Source organism: Aeromicrobium sp. P5_D10 (assembly GCF_054049535.1).
Map to the genome: position 1 here is coordinate 101,491 of NZ_JBFUME010000001.1, position 20,542 is coordinate 122,032.

Sequence of the window (20,542 nt, forward strand, 5' to 3'; positions counted from 1 at the left end):
AGGGCCGGATTCTCCACCAGGGGAGTCCGGCCCTTCGGCGTCACAAGCGTCCACGAGCTTGCCGCGGGCCCGGAAACCAGCCAGTATCGGCATCATGGCCGATCAACCCCGACGATGGACCGAGGCGACCACCTATCCCGATATGTGGGCTGATCCGGACCAGGATCCACGCAATCGCGATAGTTCCAGCCCCGACGGCGAACTGGCCACGTTGCTGGACTTCCTGCGTGACTATCGGTTGACGCTGTTGATGAAGTGCGAGGGTCTCGACGCGGCCCAGCTCGCGATGCGTTCAGTACCGCCTTCGACGATGTCGCTCCTTGGACTCCTGCGCCATCTGGTGGAAGTCGAACGGGACTGGCGCACCTGGATCGAACCGGACGTCGAGGTGCCCAAACTGTACGGCGCGCGTGATGCGGACTTCGACGATGCCCGGGCCGACCAGGCGATGGTCGACGCCGCCTACACCGATCTCGAACGTGAGCAGGCCGAGACCGATGCACTCCTGGCCGAGCATCCTGACCTGGGCGAGCGTCTCGGCGCTGACAACGTCTCGGTCCGCGAGCTCATGGTCCACCGGATCGAGGAGTACGCACGGCACTGCGGGCATGCTGATCTGCTGCGCGAATGTGTCGACGGCCGGGTCGGTCAGTAGTCAGCTTCGCGGTGGTTCGAACGTCATCGCGATGAGCTGATCTCTCAGTCGGTTGTAGTGCTGAGTGTCGGTCAGCCCGCCCCATAGCGGCGCGCTGCTGACCCCGTCCGCGGCGGCGATGACCAGGGTGAGCACGTCGTCGGGCAATCCGTCGGCCCGCAGATCCTCATCCCACTTCATGGAGTCCAGGCGATTCAGCTCGTTGACGTCTGCACTGCTCATGAGCTGGACCGCCAGTCTGAGATCTTCTCGCGTCGCCGGTTCATTGTGACTGACGTCGAAACAGCAGCGGATATAGGCCCGGGTCAGTTGCCCCGGGGACGGTTCGGTGACGTCGACGGCGTTCAGCACCGCGGTTCGAAAGGCGTCCAAGGCATCTGTGGCCAGAGCCAGGATCAGCTGGTCCTTGCTCGCGAAGTGATATATCAACCCGCCCTTGGAGATCCCGGCGGCATCGGCGATCTCGTCGAGGGTTGCGGCGATTCCTCTGGTGCGGATGACCGAACCTGCTGCATCGAGCAGGAGCCGTCGCGTCTGTTCGGGTGTGCGGCCCGCAGATCGTCCCATGATCTCGCCTAGTCCTCGACAGCTGATCGGACCGGCTCATCGCTGGGGCGACCGGCCCGGGGAGAAGGGATGACCCGCCAGGCGATCAGCGCCGCGAATGCGGTGAGTGCCGCCGCCAGCACCGAAGCCGTCTGCATCGCCGAGACGAAGGCTTCTGTCGCAGCATGTGCCAGGACAGATTGCGGTTCGACCGCGTTGAGCGCCGAGGCCAACGAGTCCTCGACCGCCTCCCGGGTCCCAGAATCGACCCCTTCCGGAAGATCGAGCGAGGCGCGATACGCGAGCGTCACGATCGATCCGAGCACGGCGATACCCAAGGCGACCCCGAGTTCGTAGGCGGTTTCGGCGATTGCGGACGCGGAGCCGGCCTTCTCCGGTTTGACCGACGAGACCACCGCATCGGTGGTCAACGTCATGGCTATTCCGATCCCCAAACCGACCGGGATGAGCGCCAGCGCGAGCCACACGTAGCTGTCCGCCGATTCGGCGACCGCGACGATCAACAGGCCAACGGCCGCGAGCAGCAAACCGGAGGCGATCGCCCGACCCACTCCGAGCCGAGCGGCGGCGGTGCCGACGACCAGGACCACGACGATCGAAGCGATCGTTGCCGGCATCTCGGCCAGCCCTGCTTTCAACGGGCCGAATCCCCGTGCCAGCTGCAAGTACTGCGAGAAGAAGAACAACAGGCCGGTCAAGGCGAAAATGGCGAAGAAGTTGGCGACCACCGCACCGCTGAACGCCGGGATACGGAACAAACTCACATCGATCATGGGCGAGGGCAGCAGGCGTTGCCGGCGGACGAACACGATCCCGGCGACGATTCCGGCCGCGAGCGCCGTGAGCGTCACGGCGTCAAAGCCGGAGCCCACGGCGTGCTTGACCGCATAGACCAGCGGCACGATCATCGCCATCGACAGAACCGCCGACGGGATGTCGAACCGGCCCGGATCGGGGTCGCGGGTCTCAGGCAGCAAGATGATGCCGGCGATGACCAGGACGATGACGACCGGGACATTGATGAGGAAGACCGAACCCCACCAGAAGTTCTCCAACAGGGCGCCGCCGACGAGTGGGCCCAGTGCGATTCCGCCCGTGGACGCAGCCGACCAGATCGCGATGGCCCTGGTCCGCTCCGTTTTGTCGGGGAACAGATTCCGGATGATCGACAGAGTCGAGGGCATGATCGTCGCGCCTGCGATGCCGAGGAGGACGCGAGCGGCGATCAGCATCTCGGGACTCGTGGAATAGGCGGCGAACAGCGACGCGACACCGAACGCCGTCGATCCGATCAGGAGCAGCTTCTTTCGACCGATCCGATCTGCGACATTGCCCATCGTGATGAGCAGACCTGCCAAGGTCAACGAATACACGTCACCGATCCACAGCACCTGCGTGGCAGTGGGAGAGAGGTCCTCGGTCAACGAGGGGACGGCCAGGTACAGGACTGTCCCGTCGATCGCGAGCAGGAGCACTGCACCGGCGAGCACGGCCAGCGCGGCCCAGCGACTTCTCGTGGGGCGGCTGCCGGGAAGATAGGTCATCCCAGAACTATACCGTCTGGTCAGTACAGTTCAGAATGCGCATCGGATACACGTGCGCGCCACCGGACGCGCGATGAGTCGTGCCTCTGCAATGGGCCGACCGCAGAGCTCACACGAGCCATAGACTCCGTCCGCCAGGCGGCTGTACGCCGCTTCGATCTCGGCCAGGTGCCGACGGGCCTGCGCCACCAACGCGCCGACCTGGGATCGTTCGAAGGCGATCGTCGAGCCCTCGGGATCGTGCTCGTCGTCGGCATTGCTGTCGCGCGAGGCGGCCACGATCTCGTCGAAGTCATGCGTGAGGGTCGACAGCCGGCTGAGCGTCGCCTGCCGTTCGCGTTCGAGGAGGGTGGCCGGATCGTCCATCCGGCTACTCTGCCACCGGATTCTCAGCTCTCCTGGACCACCTTGCCATTGCAGGCGAAACGGCCGTAGTAGGACTCGTCGAATCGGTTGTCGACATAGATGTTGTAGCACGACTTTCCATCGGGCTGGATGGAGAAGGCGACGGACTCCGCATCCTCGATCTTGCCGAGGGCCAACTCCATCGACGCGGCGAATTTCGAAGCGTCCACCTTCTTGAGGTCCAGCGACCAGATCTGCTCGGAGTCGGAGTACTTGCCGGTCGAGTACTCACTCCACTCGCCGTCCCACGACCAGACGACGTATCTACGGCTCTTGTCCGGATCGACCGGGAGCGTGACGGTGACCGAATCTTCGCTGAAGTGCGCACTCGTCATCTCGGTCGTGCGATGTTTGGTCTCCATCTCCTTGAGGAACGCGGCATAGCCTTCGGCGGTACGCGGATCTTTGATGGGTTCGGGCTGCTCCTCTTCGTTTTCGTTGCCCGCCGCGACCGTGGGACCGGCGATCGGCGCAGGTGCGGAGTCGTCGGAGAAGACCCGGGGGAGGATCACGGCCAGGACCACCGCCGCGATCGTCGCGACCGCTGCGCCCTTGAGGAGTGCGGGACTGCCAGTACCCGGTTTCGGGGGGACTCCCGGAGCCTGCCAGCTTGTCTCACCGGGCTTTTGGAGGTCGAAGAGCTGTGCGTCCAGATCCGCGAATGTGCGGGCGACCTGAACCTTGTCCACGCGGCTATCGTGCTCGGCGCGACTGAGTTGCCCGTCGGCAAACGCTGAGGCGAGCACCTCGATGGCCTTGGCACGGTCAGCGTCTCTGGCTCGTGTGCGGGAATAGGCCATCAGCTTCCCACCAGTTGGCCGCGGCAGTCGTAACGGCGGGAGAACTCCGCGCCGCCGGCGACAGTGGCGGTGATGCACACACGCCGTCCTTCGTGACGTTCGATCGCGAACAGCAGCGTCACGTCGACCTCGTCATCTGACTGCTGACGTGCGTCGGCGAGAATCGTCGACACTGCCTCTGCGCTCACGAGCCCCAGGCTGAGCCGCTCGGCGGAGGAGGTCGTAGGCCGGCCCGCACTCCATCGGCCGTCCCACGTGAGTTTGACCGCTTCGTTTCCGGTTGCGGAAACAGGCCTCACGACCTCGAACTTGTCGCTGGTCAGCACTGCGGAGTAGACACTGTCGCTACCTGATTGATCGACCAACGCCTCGCGGGCGGCGATGAACGACGCCGGTGTGAACGGCGACTCGGCCGCCACTACCTGCTCCCGCTTGTCGGATGGTGGAGGACTGTCCGATCCGATATTCACGTACATCACCCCGCCGATCACGACGATCGCCGTCAGGACCAGGGCAACGACCGTGGTCGTGGAGTTGCGCCTCACAGGCGCGGAGGACACCAATTCCGCGATGTCCGCAGGAACACCTGAGGACGGCCGCCATTCAGTGCCCTCAGGTTGAAGGTCGACGATCTCCTGTTCGAGCTCGTCGAGGGTCGATGCCCGAAGGAGCCGTCGGACCCGCTGGTCGTACTCCTCGCGGATCAACTGTCCGTCGGACCAGGCGGCCTCAACGATCTCTATCGCGGCATCACGGTCGACGTCCCGTGCCCGGACCCTTCGCTGACTCACGCACCAAGCGTAGGGGGTAGGTCCCGCCCTCAGAGCGTCCGTCGGGCGGGATCGAACGGTCGGATCACCTCAGGGCTACGCCCCGTCGTGATCAGATCCGCGACAGCTCGCCCTGTGGCCGGCGCCAGCGTGATACCGAGCATCGCGTGTCCGCCGGCGATGTAGGCGTTGGCCCTGGTCCCGAGCGCGCCGATGAGCGGGAGCCCGTCCGACGTCATCGGACGAAGCCCGCACCACGACTCGCTCTCCGAATCGATCCGCCAGTCCTGCAAGATTCCGTGCGCCGAGGTCAGGAGTGCCTCGATCCTGCGCGGTTGGAGTTCCAGGCCGTATCCGCCGAGCTCCATTCCTCCAGCGATACGCACCCGGTCGCCGAACGGGGTGATGCCGAGCTTGGCCTCAGGGGCGTAGACGGCGATACGCGGCGCGCGGTCGCTGTGGACCGAGGCGCTGTACCCCTTGCCTGGCTGCAGACGCAGGTTCACGCCGAGCTGGGCCCCGAGCTGGCCGGACCAGGCACCGGCGGCGATGAGCACTGCGCTGACATCGATTTCGCCTTTCGCCGTGGACACAGATGTGACGACGCGATTCTCGGTACGGAAACCGGCGACTCGCGTACCTGAGATGATCGGCACGTCCATCTCGGTGAGACGCGCGACGAGACCTGCGATCAGCGAGCCCGGGTGCACAGCAGCCTCCTGCCCCACAGCGAATCCCGCGAGGGCGCGCGGGCCGAGGCCGGGCTCCAGGCGGTGCAGAGCGTCCTCGTCGAGCAGGTCGAATCCGGTGTATCCGTAGCCGGCCAAAGGTTCGAGGCTGTGAAGGTGACGTTGTGCTTTGTCGCGGTCCGGGAACACCGCGACCAGCCCACCCTCGACCATGTCGAACTCGATACCGTCCCCCCGGAGTTCCTCGTACAGGTGCACCGCATCACTGGCCAATGCGGCAGTCGCCCGCATGCCGGCGAGATGCCGGCTTGCGGTGCAGTTCCGCTGGAACCGAAGCAACCACGGCAGCAGCGCAGGCAGCGCCGCCGGATCGATTCGCAGCGGCCCATTGCGTGAGGCGAATGCACGCAGGGCGGTCCTGGCCATGCCGGGAGCGGCCAGCGGTGCCGAAAGGGAGGGGACGATCCAACCCGCATTGCCATGGGATGCACCCGCGCCGGGACGGTCATTCTCGATCACGATCACATCGGCGCCCGTCCGGCGCAGATAGTAGGCAGATGTAAGACCGATTGCTCCGGCACCGATGACCGCGATGGGTTTGCTCATGCAGCAAGCCTCACGTGTCGCCACACGCGAATCGACCAAAATCCTTCGCGGTTTCTCGACCAGAGCCCGAGGACTTTCGGACGGGCTGTCAGGGTGCCTGCAGCAGCCTGGAGATCCTCAGGCTGAGGTGCGCTGCCAGGCGGTCCTCGCCCTTGCTCAGATCCAGGCCCGTGAGTGCCTCGATGCGTTCGATGTGCGTGTAGACCGTCGAACGGTGCAAGGTGAGTTCACGTCCCACAGCGGCGGTGTTGCCCGCATTGTCGAGGAACTCTTCGAGCGTTCTGAGCAACCATGGCGCCTCGGTCTCGAGCAGGCCGATGGCCGGATGGACCGACTCCCGCAATTCTTCTGTGCTGGTGGCACTTGCCAGGAAGCGATAGACCCCGCACGCATCGATTCTGGCGATGGGTTTCAACGACGGCACGGCACCGGCGATCCGCAAGGCCTGCAGCGCCTGACGATAGGACGTCACCAGTGACCCGAGTGGCCGAGCGGTTCCGACGCCGACGAACAGTTCGTCCGTGGACATCGCCTTCCGCGCGAGCGCATACAACTTCTCAGGCAGGTCCGACCGCCCGTCATCGGGAACGGGGACGACGTTGAGCGCGTGATCTGACCGGATCAGCGTCAGATACTGGCACCGCGGGAACACGTCGAGTCGGTTGAGGGCATCCTCCAGGAGGAGTTTCTCGTCGGTGCCGAGCGGCTCGGCGTCGGTCGAGGGCCTGACCACGACGGCAAGCGCGGACGATCCGTGCGGGAAGAGTTCCTCCTCAACCAGCTGGGAAGCAGCGGTCAGTCGTCCCTCCTCCGTTTCGCCGACCAGGTCGAGCGTCAGCGCGCGAACCCGATCACGCGCGGTCGTCCCCAGACTCCGCTCCCGGAAAAGAATCAGACCTGCTTCTTGGGCAGCCTCCTCGGCGAAGGCCACGTCCTGCGCGTCGAGCTGGCTTTCCGGGGCGATGATCCACAAAGCACCCAGGTGGATGTCATGGAAACGGATCGGAATGACCAGCCGGGAGAGGATCTTCAGCTCCGGGTTCTCCACCCACCGGGGCCCCTGGGCCCGCACCAGACGGAGTTGGTGGGCCCAGGCAACCGATTCTGCTGACGGTGTCTTGTTCAAGATCACTTGTTCACGGACCAGATCACGATCGCCGATTCCGGTGCTGTAGGCGATCAGCTGGAAGTTGGGATCGTCGATCGCGACGGCCCGACGCAGGCGTGAGGCCAACCCGTCGACCAAACGCTGTAGATCATTCATGCCGTCTCCTTCATTGCCCGTCCACGATAGACCTGTGTCTGCCTCACAGCCGTCCGTCCGGTAGTCCGTCGAGCCAGGTCGTGACCGACTGGTAGGCCTGTGCGACCTGGAGCACGAGGGCGTCCGCAAACGGTTTGCCGATCAACTGCAGGCCGATCGGTTGCCCATTCGAGTCGTAGCCGCAGCTGACAGTGACCGACGGCAGCCCGAGGTAGTTGAAAGGGGCGGTGAACCTGACCATGGCCGATGTCGGATCCTCTTCGAAGTCACCGAAGTCGAGAGGGACCCCCGCCTTGAACGGTTCTCGAAGTGGGGCGGTCGCCGGCTGGGTGGGGACGACGAGCACATCCACGTCACGCAGCTCGTCCAGGACCGCCGTAATCAGCCCCGGTCGGGCGCGTTGCGCATCGATGTAGGTTGTCGCACGCACCGATAGTCCGGATTCGAGCCAGACCAGACTCTCCGGCAGATACTTGTCCCACTCGTCCAGGTAGAGACGACGATGATGTGCTGCGATCTCGGCGAGGTCGATTGCCGCGTGGGCTCCGATGATCTCCGGCACATGGGGCACCGTGACCTCCCGGGTCACCGCGCCGAGCCTGGTCAACGCCTCGATCGCCGCGCTGACCGAGCTCTCGACGTCGGGCTGCAGATGCTCGAAGAAGTAGTTCACGGGCAGACCCAGTCTGACCCCGTCAGCACCCCGGTCGATACCGCTGAGGAAGTCGACACTCGTCCCGCGTGACGTGGACGTGTCTGCTTCGTCATAGCCCACCAGCACCTCGAGGACCGCAGCGGCATCCTCGGCGTACCGGGTGATGGGTCCGATGTGGTCCAACGACCACGACTCGGGAAATACTCCGGTGCGGCTGACCAGCCCGTATGTGGGTTTGAGCCCGACAACACCGCAGAAGCTCGCCGGTATCCGGATCGATCCGCCAGTGTCGGTGCCGAGCGCGAGAAACGCCGAACCTGCGGCGACGGCGACGGCCGAGCCGCCGCTCGATCCGCCCGGGATGCGGTCGGCATCGAACGGGTTGCGAGTCGGCGGAGTCTCCGCGCCGAGCGCGAATTCGTGCGTATTGGTCTTACCGACCAGCACGGCGCCCGCCTCGCGCAGCCGAGTCACCACGGTGGCGTCCCGCTCGGGGAGATGCTCACCAAAGATCGACGACCCGTAGGTCGTGGTGATCTCAGCGGTGTCGATGAGATCTTTCACCGCGATGGGACAGCCATGCAGGAGCCCGCGATCTCGGCCGGCCGCCAATTCGCGGTCAGCCGTGTCCGCCTCGTCCAAGGCCCGTTCGCGCGCGACATGGGCGTAGGCCAGCAGCACTGGCTCGGTCGCATCGATACGTGCCAGTTGTGCTTGCACTAGCCCAACCGATGTGAGTGAACCATCGCGGAGCGCAGCCGCGACGCGCCGCACGGGCCACCGGAGGGCGTCCGCGCTCACGCTTCGGTGCCCTTGCGCCTCAGCCACTCCGCGAAGTTGCCCGGGTCAGCAGCATGCGGGAGCACCAGATCGTCGACGGTCTCGAAAAATGCCTCATTGCCGATCATCGCCGCGCGTGCACCGGCGACGATCTCATGGTCGACGGGCAGCCCCTTCAGGACGGCGATGTCCTCCACGATGCCGGTCAGATCAGGCAGTAGACGTGCTGGATTGCTCATACGACCAACTCCTTGCTCAGTTTCGGACGGTCGGTCCGACGATCACGAGACACGCTGCATGCCGATCCGACGATAGACCTCTGGCTTGTTCCTCTTGAAGAACCGTGCTGTGACGACCCCCGCGAGGAACACCGCCCACACGAGAACCATGAGGAGCACCGCCACGGTGTTCGAGCCGCTGACCAACACGCTGAAGTGCCGGGTCGCGAGGTAGACGATGACGCCCAGACCGACGGCTGCCACCAAAGGAGCAACTGTCAGCCGCCAGATCTCGGCAGCAGATGTTCGCGACACTCCACGGAAGTACGCGAGAATCGCGACGCTCGTCATGAACATCAGTGTGAGCACCAGATAACCGCCGATCCCGGTCGCCCTCGAGAACAGCGTCACGGGATCGACGCCGGCGATCACGAAGGGCGCGACACCCAAAAAGACTGCGCCGGTCGCTGCGAGCGATGCGCGGCTCGGCGACTTGTGAATCGGATGCACCCGATTGAGCTTGCTGCTGATCGCTCCGTCACCGCTGAGCGCGAAGATATAACGCGACAGAATATTCTGCTGCGAGATCATCGAGGCGAAGATTGACGTGACGAGCAGGACCGCGACGATATCGGCCGCGGTGTGGCCGACGTACTCGATCATCGAGTCGCCGAACATCCCAGTCGGATTGTCGGTCGCGACCTGGGTCACGGATCCGGCACCGTACGCGAAGACGATCATCAACGAAGTCGCGACGTACAACAATCCGATCAGGACGACTGCCATGTAGGTGGCGCGAGGCACGTTCTTGTCCGGATCCCTGACCTCCTCGCGGAAGACGGCGGTGGCCTCGAATCCGAGGAAGCTCGTCGCGGCGAAGAGCATCGCGATACCAAGAGACCCGGAGGTCAGCGATGACCACTCGAAGGAGCTCAAGGTGCGCGGTTCGGGCCCGCTGCTGAACGCGACGGCGATGTCGTAGACGATCACGACCGCGACTTCCAGGACCATGGCAACTGAGAGCACCTTCGCCGAGACGCTGATGTTCACGTAGCCAAGGACGGCGCAAGCCAACCAACAGGCCAAGGAGTACCAATACCAGCTTCCTGCCGGCAGGTCGAAGCTCACGAGCAGCTGCTCACAAGCGATCCCGAAGAAGGTATATCCGTTGATACCCAGCACGAAGTAGGCGAAAGTCGCCATGAAGGCCGAGCCGAGTCCGACAGTGCGTCCCAGCCCGGCTGTGATGTAGGCGTAGAAAGCGCCGGGATTACTGAGTCGGCGTGACATCGCGGTGTATCCGACGGCGAAGGTCAGGAGCAACAGCGTCGTGACGGCGTACGTCGCAGGAGTGCCGATCCCGTTGAAGACGATGACGAACGGGATCAGGCCTGCGACGACCGCCACCGGCGCCGCGAACGCGAGAACCGTGATCGCGAGCTCGGTGGCCCCCATGGAACCGGCAAGTTTCTGCGGCTGGTCGGGGAGATCGTCAGGAGGGAGGATCGTCGGTGCGGATTCGTGGGTCATTGCTCTGCCTCTCGATCGGATGAAACCAGTTCGGCCACGGCCCGCAGTTCGACAGCCAGTGACGGCCACGCCAGTTCGACGCCTACGGCGATCCGGGGAGGGTGATGGACGTCGAAGTACTCGGCGTAGACGCGGTTGAACGGCCCCAGATCGACCCGGATATCGGCGAGGTAGATCTCGACCATGCTCACGTCGGTCAACTGGGCGCCGGCGGCATCCAGAATCATGACCAGGTTGGCGAGCGCCTGGCGGGCCTGCGCCTCGATCCCGCCCTCGACGACTTCACCTGTCGTCGGGTCGAGCGGCAGGATGCCGGCAGTGCGGACCTGGCCGCCGACAACACAGCCGGCAGCGAGGCCGGGGAGGTCAAGTGCGTTGCCGATACGAAGCAGTTCAAGTGTCATGCCCTCACCCTGTGGGAGTGGCGAGACAGTCACAACGGAACCTGTTCGTCAGTGCGCGGACCCCGGCACGAAGATTTTCGTGCACTTCCAGGGGCTGTGGTGATGCCGTCGGCCGACACATGTCGTACCCGTCGGCAAGTTCCCGGAAGATTTTCGGTGGTGCGGTCGCAGCCCACTACGCCAGTCTGAGTATCCGACATGCCCACCCTAGGAGCAGCCAACTGTGTCCACGGCAAACCCGCCCGTCCTGAGCTTGCGAGACATCTGTGTTTCCTACGGGAGCAACTGCGTCGTGAACGACGTCTCCCTCGACGTCGCTCCAGGTGAGGTTGTCGCCCTCATCGGGCCCTCGGGGGCGGGCAAGAGCAGCCTGCTCAGAGTCATCAACCTGCTCGAGCAGCCGTCGGCCGGAACGATTCGCGTCACGGACCACGAAGTCAGCGCAGGGGAGAACCTCACGTCCAAGGCCGCTGCAGCGCTCAGACGCGATGTCGGCATGGTCTTCCAGAACTTCAATCTGTTCCCCCACCTGACGGTAGTCGAGAACGTCATGCTCGCTCAGATGCACGCACTGGGTCGGGACAAGACCGAGTCCCGCCGGCGTGCACTCCTGGAGCTGTCGCATATCGGCGTCGAGCAACTCGCGGATCGACGCCCGGGGCGCTGCAGCGGGGGAGAGCAGCAGCGGATCGCGATCGCGCGTGCGCTGGCGATAGACCCCAAAGTGATGCTCTTCGACGAACCCACGTCGGCCCTGGACCCAGAACGTGGTCTGGAGGTGTTGACTGCCATGCGGAAGCTGGCCTCGGAGGGCATGACGATGGTCGTCGTCACCCACGAGATGCACTTCGCTGAGGATGTCGCCGACCGGGTCATCTTCATGGCTGATGGACGGATCGTCGAACAGGGCCGTGCGTGCGATGTGCTCCGCAACCCCGAAGTGGACCGCACCAAACAGTTTCTTCGGGCGGTGCGCGACCGATGATCCAGATCGTGCAGATCCTGTGCAGCGGCATCGCCACGACGGTCATCATCACGGCAGGATCTTTCGCGGTGGGCGCGGTCGTCGGTGTGCCCCTCGTGCTGGCTCGGACCTCCAGGTTCAAGGCATTGAGCTTCGCCGGCGGATCGTTCATCGAGTTGCTTCGATCGGTCCCACCGATCGTGTGGTTGTTCCTGCTCTACTACGGAGTCACGGTCGGCGGGCACCAGTTCGGAACCAAGACAGCGGCGATCGTCGGGCTGGGCCTCATCGCGTCCGCGTACATGGCTGAGATCTACCGTGCGGCACTCCAATCGGTGCCGGCCGGGCAATGGGAAGTGGCCCGCGCGCTCGGTTTGAGCCCGGTCAAGATGTACTCGAAGGTCGTGGCTCCGCAGGGACTCCTCCTGGCCATACCGCCGGCTGCGACCTACGCGATCGGGCTTCTCAAGGACAGCGCCGTCGCATCAGTCATCGGAGCCAATGACGTGACATTCCAGGCATTTCAGCACGCGCGAGTGAGCAACGACGGCCTGACGACATTCATCATCGCGGCCGGGCTCTACCTGCTTTTGAGTCTTCCGGTTGCGGCGCTCGCGCGCATCAGCGGATCGTTCCTGGAATCGAGGTTGGCGTCGTGAACCCCAACGAGTTCTTCGGGCCATGGCTCGACAACTTCGGCGACTATGTGCCCGGGCTGTGGGTCAGCGTCAAGCTCACTCTCGCCTCGCTCCTGGTCGGTCTCCCGATCGGTCTGCTTCTGGCCACTCTCACATCGTCGCGGAGACGCTCTGTGCGCTGGGCGACCGTCGCGCTGATCGAGGTGGGACGTGGCACGCCGGGGCTGATCATGTTGTACCTCATGTACTTCGGTCTTCCGCAGGTCGGCGTGACCCTCGAGGCCTTCACTGCAGCGGCGCTGGGCTTGGGCTTCACGACAGGGGCCTACACCAGCGAGATCTTCCGAGCGGGAATCAACTCGGTCGAACGAGGACAGTCCGAAGCTGCCAAAGCGCTCTCACTGAGTCCGTGGAGTGAGTTCCGGCTGATCACGCTGCCGCAGGCACTTCGCCGGGTCGCGCCGCCGCTGGTGGGTTGGGCGATCCTGCTCTTCCAAGGCACCTCCTTGGCCTACGCGATCTCTGTTCCCGAACTGCTTAGTCGGGCGTACAACGTCGCGACGTTGAGCTATCAGTTCGGTTCGGCCTTGGCTTTGGCCGGCGTGATGTACGCGGCGATATCCCTCGCAGGCGTCATTTTGTTCAATGCGCGCTTCGCGACCGCACCCCCCTCGTGAGCCCACAGCTCATACATCCAACCCACCTGAATCACCCCTAGGAGTCATAGTGAACAGTGCTCGAATTTCTCTGGCCGCAATCGCAGCGATATCGGCATTCGGCCTCGCCGCATGCGGTGGCAGCACGAGCGCGGAGAACTCCGAAGTGGCGAAAGACTGCACACCCGCGCACAAGGATGTGAAGACCAAGGTCCCGGGCACCCTCACGGTCGCTGTCTACGTCTCCGCCCCGTACACCTCGCTCGAGCGCGACAGCCTTGGAGGGATCGACGGCACGATCATCAAGCGTCTGGCGAAGGAGGAATGCCTGAAGATCGCCGCGTCGCCCGTCGATGGTGCCGCATTCGTGACCCAGGTGCAGTCCGGTCGTGCCGATGCGGCTATCGGTGGCATCGCACACACAGATGACCGCGCGAAGATCCTTTCATTGTCCGACACGATGTATCACGAAGGCATGTCGGTTCTGTCAGCCGATGGGCTCAAGAGCCTTGAAGACCTGAAGGGCAAGAAGGTCGGCGTCATCCAGGGCTACCTGTGGAATGAGCAGCTGGTCGACGCGTTGGGCAAGGACAACGTGAAGATCTATCAGGACTCCGTCAGCCTGAACAACGATCTGACGTCCGGTCGCGCAGATGCCGGCATCTACACCTCGGCCGAGGCCGCATTCCGCGCCAAAGGTGACCTCAAGGCAGCGGTCTTCGAACCCAACGACACGATCCCGGCTTCACACGAGACCTTCGACATCGTGATCCTCTCACCGAAGGGGTCGACTTCGCTGACAGCCGCATTCAACGAGGACATCGCGGCTATCACCAAAAGCGGCGAGCTCGCCCAGATACTCGAGGACAACGGCATCGATTCGACGATCGCCCTCAAGAAGTAGCTCGGCCTTACTTACTGTCGGCATCGGTGGCGGGGGAGCGTCCCCACCACCGATGCCGAGGTGGACGCTGTCAACTCATCACTGAGTGCGCGCACTGCGCTGCGACTTCTCGACAATCTTCACGGCGTCCCGGCTCGAATGGCCGCGAGGGCAGCGGTGTACGGATCGGCGGACTGACGAATCAGATCGCCGTCGTCAAGGAGCAAAACGTACATCGTCGCACTATCCCCGGTAAACGTGCGAGCAGCGAGCATCGCACGCTCCCAGCGAAGCACCAGCTCAAACCCCATGACGTAGTCAGGGCCGTATCCGGAGAAGATCTTCAAACGTCCGAGGCCTGCCATCGAGGCCAGCTGAGCACGCACCTTGCGAAACTCCAGCGGGCTCTTGGCGTCTGGCGTGAACGACGCCACGAACAGGCGCGCGGCCAGGACGTTCTTGTCCTCGCCAAGCAATACGGCGAGTTTTTCGTCTGTCGGCTTGCTCATCGTTGAACGCTACCAAGGCCGGTCCTTGATGCGCGCGTATGTGTAGCGATCACGTCCCACGTGTCATAGGCGACACCTAGTGTTGCGCGCATGGAGTTGGAAAGAGTTGCCGCCGCCCTGCGCGAGTCGTGGGGACCAGACACATGTTCTCCTGAGGACATCCCTTCTTGGAGCCCTGAGAACCCGGCCCGTGGCCAGTGCGCCACGACGGCGGTGGTCCTGCACGACTATTTCGGCGGATTGCTCGTCATGGGTGAGGTGCGGGTCGACGGCCAACGCGTCGACTACCACTGGTGGAATCGTCTGCCTGACGGCAAGGACATCGACCTCACTCGCGGACAGTTCGATGCGCACGAGTCGGTCGTGGGCGGGGCAGAAGTCGAGCGCCCCACAGGTCCGACGCGACTCGATGCCCACTACGAGTTGTTGTCGTCGCGGGTCTCCGCACGGCTCACAGCTACGACAAACGGCTGATGATGCGGGGCTGACTGTCAGCGCGGCGTCAGGACGCAGAACTCGTTGCCGTCGGGATCGGCCATGACGACCCAGTCGACGTCGCCCTGACCGATGTCGGCGTAGGTCGCTCCGAGCGAGAGGAGCCGGTCGACCTCAGTCTGCAGATCAGTGTCCGCTGGGGGAGCGAGGTCGACGTGCAACCTGTTCTTGCCGGTCTTGGGGTTGACCGGCGGTCCGCCCCAGGTCACCTTCGAGCCGCCGATGGGCGACTGGATCGCGGTCTCCTCGTCCTGGTCCCATACCAGCGGCCAGTCCAGCGCCTTGCTCCAGAAGTAGCCGACCGCCTGTGAACCATCACCGGAGAGAGCGCCGATCGCACCGGTGCCCGCAAGGAAGTTGTTCCCGGGCTCGATGACGCAGAACTCGTTGTCCTCGGGGTCAGCGAGAACCACATGCTTCGCGTCCGGTCCCTGTCCGATGTCCAGGTGCCGACCGCCGAGCTCGAGAGCTCTCGCAACTGTCGCCTGCTGGTCGTCAACGGAGGTGCTCGTCAGGTCGAAGTGCATCTGATTGGAGCCGGTCTTGGGCTCCTGAGTCGGGAAGAATTCGATGCGGAACTCGGTCGCGTCGGTCGGCAGGAGGGCGTAGCCGCCCTCGTCCTCCTGGACGATCGCTCGACGCAGTACGCCGGCCCAGAAGGTGGCGAGTCGATGTGGGTCGTGTGCATCGAACACGAGCGCGGTCAGGTGCGATGACATGGTTGTTCCCCCTCGAAACTCGTCAAGATCTGATGATTCACCACACCCTGCAGGGCGTGCAAGCGTGAACGAGCGGAGGTGCTCGTGCTCGCTAGCCCAGAACCTTGGCCTTCTGGGCGGCGAACTCCGCCTCGGTGATCGCGCCGCTGTTGCGCAGTGCGGCCAGGCGCTCCAGCTGACTGATGGTGTCGTCCACGGGCGTTCCCATCGAGGCGAACGTCGCGTTCGTGTCGACCGACTCTCCGCGCAGCAGGGCAGCGAACTTCTCCGCCTTGGCTCGTGCAGCGTCCTTGGCGGGGGTGACCTGGTCCCAGAGGATCCGGTAGTCGGCTGGGTTCTGTGGGTTGACGAGGATCGGCAGCATGGCGCCTGGCACGGGCCAGACCTTCCGCTTCACCGGACCGGAGAATTCGACAGCCGTCGGCGCCACACCTGGAGCGCTGATCACGAGATACATCTCGCAGGTCTGGTTGACCGTATCGCCGTGATGGACCGAGACCGACACCACGTGCGCTTCGCCGATCAGATCATCCGGGGCGGCTGAATGAGTGGCACGGAAAGCGTCGAAGAGGCCCATGTGACGATCTTTGCATTCGAAGGTCGGTAGCAAGCCGTCAGGCTGAAACTCACCGCGGGCCCCGAATAGGTGAGTAGCATGACGTCATGTCTCGAACCTCTTTAGTCGCCGCTGGCCTCACAATGTCGGTCTGCCTTGCGACCGCCTCGACGGCGAGCGCAACCGCGTCGCCGTCCCAGACGCCGATGAGCACTACCTCGACGCTGTCAGCCACGTCAGTCACGCCGAAGCAAATCGCCGTCGACAAGATCAAATCTTTGCTGACGACGTTTTTCACTGACCAGCAATTGTCCGTGATGTTGGACAGAATGGCGATGAACATCTACGCCGGTAAATCTCTTGAAGAAATCTTCGACACTCTCATTGCCTTGGACGTTCTCACCACAAGTCAAATGGTGAAGTTGATGAAGGTCGAGAGCGGGTTGCGAACAGACCTCGGTGCAACCTCGGAGGTTCCTCAGACAAAGGCCCGCACTGTCTTCCTCGGTAGTTTCAAACCGTTCTATATCGACGCAAGTGCGACCGTTCTCGCAATGAAACGTAGTGGGAAGTCAAAGTCGGACTGTCTCAAGCAGATTGACGTGATCCTGGCCAAACACCTCACCAAAGCCAAGGTCACCCAGGCTCTGACCAAGTACAAGAGCAGCCTGACCTCGAAAGAGTGGCGTTCTGTGAGAGCTCACGGAGCAGATCTGCTGCTCTGGAGCAAGTACGGGCTGTAGGGCGGCCCTCGCAGGATCGCTGCCTGACAAACTTCGGAGCTGGACGACCTTGGTCGCACGTTACGTGGGCGCCAAACGTGTCCTGACCTTGCTATTTGAAACAGGGGAAATTGTCGATGTCGAAGCCGTTTGTCCGCAACTCTTCAGAGAGTTCATGGACTGACTGGGATGATCCTCGCGACGGTCTGCTGTCGTTCACCTCGACCATCGGTGACGGCACGACCCCGTCGGATACGCTAACGGCGGGATTGACGAAAGTGCCGCCGGGAGGCTGGCTCGGGCTTCATAGCCATGAGGCCACCGAGGTTTACCACGTATTGTCCGGAAAAGGCATCGTGCATTTGGCTGGGGATGAGAAACATATTGGGCAAGGAAGTCTGGTTTTCATCCCGTCTGAATGTGTGCATGGAGTCCGCAACACAGGCCACGACGAACTGGAGTTCTTCTACGTGTACGCCGCCGACTCGGCAGCGGACGAACGGACGCGGTACACCTACCCGGCTGAGCCCGCACTCGACGCACGAGAATCAAATTCGCCGTAGTCGAGAGGATGCCATCACTCGCGGCCGAGTGATGTGCCCATCGCGTCGGCCACACCCAGATCGCCGGGCCGGCCGTCTGCGCGCAGGCCATCAAGGACGCCCTCGCGATCAGCGTCCGACCGGTTCTGACTCAGTTTCGCCTTGCCGACCACACCCGTCACAGCGACCTCTACGCCGACGATGCCGCGCAGTTGTCCTTCGATATAGGGAGTCGGCGCGTCGCTGACGTGCCAAGGCTCATCGCGCGCGCCCTCATGCCGATCGGTCAGGTCCGTTACGGCAGAGCGTAGCCACTCCGGTTCGTGATGCACCCGAGCCGTGCCCGTCAGGTGAACCGCGCTGTAGTTCCAGGTCGGTACGACCTTGCCGTGCTCAGCCTTGGCGGGGTACCAGCTGGGAGAGACGTAAGCATCCGGACCCGACACGATGAACAACGCCGGCGTATCTTCCTCAATTTCCCGCCAGTGCGGATTCGCCTTGGCGAAGTGGGCCACAACGGAGTCACCCTTCCAGACAAACGGAAGAAATGACGCGGCGGGAGCCGCTCCGGCGCGGCTTGTGACCAGCCAGCCCACACGAACGGCGGCGACGAACCTACGCAACTCGTCCTCTTCGTCTACGCGATTGAACGGCGGCGTGTACATGAGTCTCATTTTACAGCGACAGGATAGGACTGGCGTGGAAGAGCATGACCAGCGCGCGCTGAGCGCAGGGTTCTGGGTTGCTACGACCGAGATGGTAGGTGTTGGAGCATGAAATGCCGTCGAGCCACACCGGACGACGTAGACGCCCTCGTCAACTTCCCGGATGACCCAGGGGTCGTCAGTTTGCCCCGTGACCAAGTGCGTGAGGACTTCGAGGCCGGGCGTATGCGGCCCGAATGGTCCTGGCTACTCGAGGACGAGGGACGCCTTCTGGGCCGCGCCCTCTGGKGGGGGCGCGGGGACTCGGTGCCGAGCGCTCTCGACGCCTTGGACGTCGTGCAAGAGCTCGACGACCCACGCTTGGCCGCGGTGGACCTGCTGCGCGGCGGGCATGCCGACTTCTCGGCCTCCGGTGAGAGCGTGCTGCCCCCGTACACCGTCCGGCTGCCCGAAGGGTGGGGTGACGACGAGCGAACGACCCGTGCGGCGACGTGGCGGTGTGAGGCGATGTCGGACGTGGGCGTGACCAGTTCGCTCGAGCGCCGCCAGTACGCCTGGACACCGGAGAACGGGATCCCGGCGGGCAGCACGCGAGTCGAGTTCCGACCGGGCTCGGACGAGGAGTTCTTGGAGCTGTTCCGCGAGGCCGCTCGCGGAAGCCTGGACGTCGAGACCCGCCAGGCGCTGGAAACCATGGACGAGGTCGCCCAGGCCCGAGACGACTTCGAGTTCTACGCCGGCTGCCCGGGGGAGCGGGAGTGGTGGCAGGTGGCGCTCGACGGCAACGGGGCACCGGTGGGCTTCATCGTGCCGTCAGCGACGCCGTACCACCGCAACGTGGGCTATCTCGGCGTATTACCGAGCCATCGTGGGCGAGGACTCGTTGATGACCTGCTTGGCGAGGTGACGCGGATTCACGCTGAGGCGGGGGCCGATCTGATCACCGCGACCACTGACATGACGAATCTGCCGATGGCGGCGGCGTTCGACCGAGCCGGCTACCTGGTCACCGAAATCCGGCTTGTGCTCGAAGCGCCGCGCTGACTCGTAACGCCGTCTGGCCGAGGGGGAGAGGCACTAGGGTCTTGGTAAGCCGACGTCTCGGCAACCTCCCGTTGGCATCTGGGGGGCGCCGTAGTCTGAGCGGGAAAGCTCGATGAACACCTTAGTGACAGGGATCGGACCAGTGACGACAACTTCGACGACTGGCAGTTCACCGACGGCGCCTGCGGCACGGCGCGAGAGACGCGTGTGGATCACGTTGGGTGCAGTCGGGCTTGCGATCGGTGGTTATCTGACCGCGGCAGCGCTGGTATCCAACTCCAGTGATCCGTCGGAAGCGGTGAGCTCATACCTCGCGGCGATCGCCGACGGTGATGTTTCTACTGCCGCGCAGATCGTCGATCCTGGCGCATCCGGTAACGATGCGGCTTACTTAACCGATGACGTCCTTGGTGCCGCCACCGAGCGTATCGAGGTGGTGTCTGTGACCACGACCAAGCGCGAGGGTCACACCGCGGAGGTGACGGCCGTGATGGAGCTTGCCTCAAAGACCTTCACCCATACGTTCAAGATGACGCGAGATGCGGGTGCCTACTGGCTGCTGCGGCCGCGATGGCGCCCAGACGCGCCGCTGACGGTCGAGGCGGCCGTGGCCGTGCGGGACCGCATTTCCCTCGCCGGTGTGACGCAGGTCGATTTCGCCGGGACCGAACTCGCGCTCCCAGTGAGCGATGTTCCCGGGGTGTCTGCGGACTCCCGGTCTGAGCCGGTGCAGGTCTATCCCGCAGTCTACGACCTGACCGGACCGGACCTGGGCATGTACTTCACGGTCGCGCCCACTGAGGTGGTGGCCATCCCGCCGAGAGCGACGGCCGGACTCTCGGTGGCGGCAACTGAGGCCCTGCAGACGACCCTGCTGGATGCGGCGAACGTCCAAGCCAACGCCTGTGTCGAACCCGGAACCTCGGCGGATGCCGTCTGTCCGCTGCTCCTGAGGCAACAAGATCCGTCGACCACCGGGGTCATCCAGGCGCCGCACAACGTGACCTTTCGGACCGGCCACCGATTCATGGTCAAGGCGGTTTTCTGGTACCGCCCCGAGGGGGGAACGTCGTCGGGGACCGGCACAAGGGACTACACGACCGATCTCATCGGTAGGTACACGGTCGACGGCGACGACGTGAAGGTCGAGTTCACCCCCTGGTAGCTCCTGGATCGACGCCATCCGCTGGTCTTGCGTCAGCGACGGGCTCGTGCGAAAGATCTGCTAGTCATTGCGACACACTTGTGTGACTGTCGACAAG

25 protein-coding genes are annotated in these 20,542 nt (G+C 63.9%); 10 read left to right on the plus strand and 15 right to left on the minus strand.

Annotated elements, in window-relative coordinates:
* Positions 1-94: 94 nt before the first annotated feature.
* The gene (locus ACXJKC_RS00525) at positions 95-655 is read left to right on the plus strand and encodes a mycothiol transferase (RefSeq protein WP_456694706.1); all 561 of its coding nucleotides are present in this window, start codon (positions 95-97) and stop codon (positions 653-655) included.
* Here ACXJKC_RS00525 and ACXJKC_RS00530 read toward each other — a convergent pair whose 3' ends face one another.
* The 11 genes from ACXJKC_RS00530 to ACXJKC_RS00580 form a co-directional block, all read right to left on the minus strand.
* Positions 656-1,222, minus strand: coding sequence for a TetR/AcrR family transcriptional regulator (locus tag ACXJKC_RS00530; protein WP_456694707.1), 567 nt, complete (start codon positions 1,220-1,222; stop codon positions 656-658).
* Positions 1,223-1,230: 8 nt separating this feature from the next.
* Complete coding sequence (locus ACXJKC_RS00535; RefSeq protein WP_456694708.1) at positions 1,231-2,766, minus strand: MFS transporter; 1,536 nt, start codon at positions 2,764-2,766, stop codon at positions 1,231-1,233.
* 30 nt (positions 2,767-2,796) lie between these two features.
* Positions 2,797-3,132, minus strand: a complete 336-nt coding sequence (locus tag ACXJKC_RS00540; protein ID WP_456694709.1) for a TraR/DksA family transcriptional regulator — start codon at positions 3,130-3,132, stop codon at positions 2,797-2,799.
* A 23-nt stretch (positions 3,133-3,155) separates the two neighbouring features.
* The gene (locus tag ACXJKC_RS00545; RefSeq protein ID WP_456694710.1) at positions 3,156-3,971 is read right to left on the minus strand and encodes a DUF1707 SHOCT-like domain-containing protein; all 816 of its coding nucleotides are present in this window, start codon (positions 3,969-3,971) and stop codon (positions 3,156-3,158) included.
* Positions 3,971-4,762, minus strand: a complete 792-nt coding sequence (locus tag ACXJKC_RS00550) for a DUF1707 domain-containing protein (RefSeq protein WP_456694711.1) — start codon at positions 4,760-4,762, stop codon at positions 3,971-3,973. The genes ACXJKC_RS00545 and ACXJKC_RS00550 overlap by 1 nt, the downstream gene beginning before the upstream one ends.
* Before the next feature lie 29 nt (positions 4,763-4,791).
* Positions 4,792-6,036: an NAD(P)/FAD-dependent oxidoreductase gene (locus tag ACXJKC_RS00555; protein WP_456694712.1), complete on the minus strand. Its 1,245-nt coding sequence runs from the start codon at positions 6,034-6,036 to the stop codon at positions 4,792-4,794.
* Positions 6,037-6,124: 88 nt separating this feature from the next.
* Positions 6,125-7,300, minus strand: coding sequence for a PucR family transcriptional regulator (locus tag ACXJKC_RS00560; RefSeq protein WP_456694713.1), 1,176 nt, complete (start codon positions 7,298-7,300; stop codon positions 6,125-6,127).
* A 43-nt stretch (positions 7,301-7,343) separates the two neighbouring features.
* Positions 7,344-8,675 (minus strand): amidase, encoded by a 1,332-nt coding sequence (locus ACXJKC_RS00565; protein ID WP_456694714.1) that lies wholly within the window; start codon positions 8,673-8,675, stop codon positions 7,344-7,346.
* A gap of 77 nt (positions 8,676-8,752) precedes the next feature.
* Positions 8,753-8,974: a hypothetical protein gene (locus ACXJKC_RS00570; RefSeq protein ID WP_456694715.1), complete on the minus strand. Its 222-nt coding sequence runs from the start codon at positions 8,972-8,974 to the stop codon at positions 8,753-8,755.
* A 42-nt stretch (positions 8,975-9,016) separates the two neighbouring features.
* Complete coding sequence (locus ACXJKC_RS00575; protein WP_456694716.1) at positions 9,017-10,483, minus strand: APC family permease; 1,467 nt, start codon at positions 10,481-10,483, stop codon at positions 9,017-9,019.
* Complete coding sequence (locus ACXJKC_RS00580; RefSeq protein ID WP_456694717.1) at positions 10,480-10,887, minus strand: RidA family protein; 408 nt, start codon at positions 10,885-10,887, stop codon at positions 10,480-10,482. The genes ACXJKC_RS00575 and ACXJKC_RS00580 overlap by 4 nt, the downstream gene beginning before the upstream one ends.
* Positions 10,888-11,179: 292 nt before the next feature.
* Here ACXJKC_RS00580 and ACXJKC_RS00585 point away from each other — a divergent pair, with 292 nt between their 5' ends.
* From ACXJKC_RS00585 to ACXJKC_RS00600, 4 genes are read left to right on the plus strand one after another with little or no spacing between them, the layout of a single operon-like run.
* The gene (locus tag ACXJKC_RS00585) at positions 11,180-11,872 is read left to right on the plus strand and encodes an amino acid ABC transporter ATP-binding protein (protein WP_456694718.1); all 693 of its coding nucleotides are present in this window, start codon (positions 11,180-11,182) and stop codon (positions 11,870-11,872) included.
* Positions 11,869-12,510, plus strand: a complete 642-nt coding sequence (locus ACXJKC_RS00590; RefSeq protein WP_456694719.1) for an amino acid ABC transporter permease — start codon at positions 11,869-11,871, stop codon at positions 12,508-12,510. The genes ACXJKC_RS00585 and ACXJKC_RS00590 overlap by 4 nt, the downstream gene beginning before the upstream one ends.
* Positions 12,507-13,166, plus strand: coding sequence for an amino acid ABC transporter permease (locus ACXJKC_RS00595; protein WP_456694720.1), 660 nt, complete (start codon positions 12,507-12,509; stop codon positions 13,164-13,166). The genes ACXJKC_RS00590 and ACXJKC_RS00595 overlap by 4 nt, the downstream gene beginning before the upstream one ends.
* Before the next feature lie 49 nt (positions 13,167-13,215).
* A complete protein-coding gene (locus ACXJKC_RS00600; RefSeq protein ID WP_456694721.1) occupies positions 13,216-14,049 on the plus strand; it encodes a substrate-binding periplasmic protein in 834 nt (277 codons plus the stop codon).
* A gap of 119 nt (positions 14,050-14,168) precedes the next feature.
* On the opposite strand, the gene ACXJKC_RS00605 is transcribed toward ACXJKC_RS00600, so the two are convergent.
* Entirely contained in the window at positions 14,169-14,537 is a 369-nt protein-coding gene (locus ACXJKC_RS00605) for a hypothetical protein (RefSeq protein WP_456694722.1), read from the minus strand.
* Between the two features lie 90 nt (positions 14,538-14,627).
* Here ACXJKC_RS00605 and ACXJKC_RS00610 point away from each other — a divergent pair, with 90 nt between their 5' ends.
* Positions 14,628-15,011 (plus strand): YunG family protein, encoded by a 384-nt coding sequence (locus tag ACXJKC_RS00610; RefSeq protein ID WP_456694723.1) that lies wholly within the window; start codon positions 14,628-14,630, stop codon positions 15,009-15,011.
* Between the two features lie 17 nt (positions 15,012-15,028).
* Here ACXJKC_RS00610 and ACXJKC_RS00615 read toward each other — a convergent pair whose 3' ends face one another.
* Complete coding sequence (locus ACXJKC_RS00615) at positions 15,029-15,751, minus strand: VOC family protein (protein WP_456694724.1); 723 nt, start codon at positions 15,749-15,751, stop codon at positions 15,029-15,031.
* Positions 15,752-15,842: 91 nt separating this feature from the next.
* Positions 15,843-16,328, minus strand: coding sequence for an SHOCT domain-containing protein (locus tag ACXJKC_RS00620; RefSeq protein ID WP_456694725.1), 486 nt, complete (start codon positions 16,326-16,328; stop codon positions 15,843-15,845).
* 86 nt (positions 16,329-16,414) lie between these two features.
* On the opposite strand from ACXJKC_RS00620, the gene ACXJKC_RS00625 reads away from it, so the two are divergent.
* Positions 16,415-17,050 (plus strand): hypothetical protein, encoded by a 636-nt coding sequence (locus tag ACXJKC_RS00625; RefSeq protein ID WP_456694726.1) that lies wholly within the window; start codon positions 16,415-16,417, stop codon positions 17,048-17,050.
* A gap of 116 nt (positions 17,051-17,166) precedes the next feature.
* Positions 17,167-17,592: a cupin domain-containing protein gene (locus tag ACXJKC_RS00630; protein WP_456694727.1), complete on the plus strand. Its 426-nt coding sequence runs from the start codon at positions 17,167-17,169 to the stop codon at positions 17,590-17,592.
* Between the two features lie 14 nt (positions 17,593-17,606).
* Here the strand turns inward: ACXJKC_RS00630 and ACXJKC_RS00635 are convergent, their stop codons facing one another.
* Positions 17,607-18,236, minus strand: a complete 630-nt coding sequence (locus tag ACXJKC_RS00635) for an FMN-binding negative transcriptional regulator (RefSeq protein ID WP_456694728.1) — start codon at positions 18,234-18,236, stop codon at positions 17,607-17,609.
* A 108-nt stretch (positions 18,237-18,344) separates the two neighbouring features.
* On the opposite strand from ACXJKC_RS00635, the gene ACXJKC_RS00640 reads away from it, so the two are divergent.
* On the plus strand, positions 18,345-19,280 hold the full coding sequence (locus tag ACXJKC_RS00640) for a GNAT family N-acetyltransferase (protein WP_456694729.1): 936 nt from the start codon (positions 18,345-18,347) through the stop codon (positions 19,278-19,280).
* Positions 19,281-19,422: 142 nt separating this feature from the next.
* The gene (locus ACXJKC_RS00645; RefSeq protein ID WP_456694730.1) at positions 19,423-20,445 is read left to right on the plus strand and encodes a hypothetical protein; all 1,023 of its coding nucleotides are present in this window, start codon (positions 19,423-19,425) and stop codon (positions 20,443-20,445) included.
* Positions 20,446-20,542 lie beyond the last annotated feature (97 nt).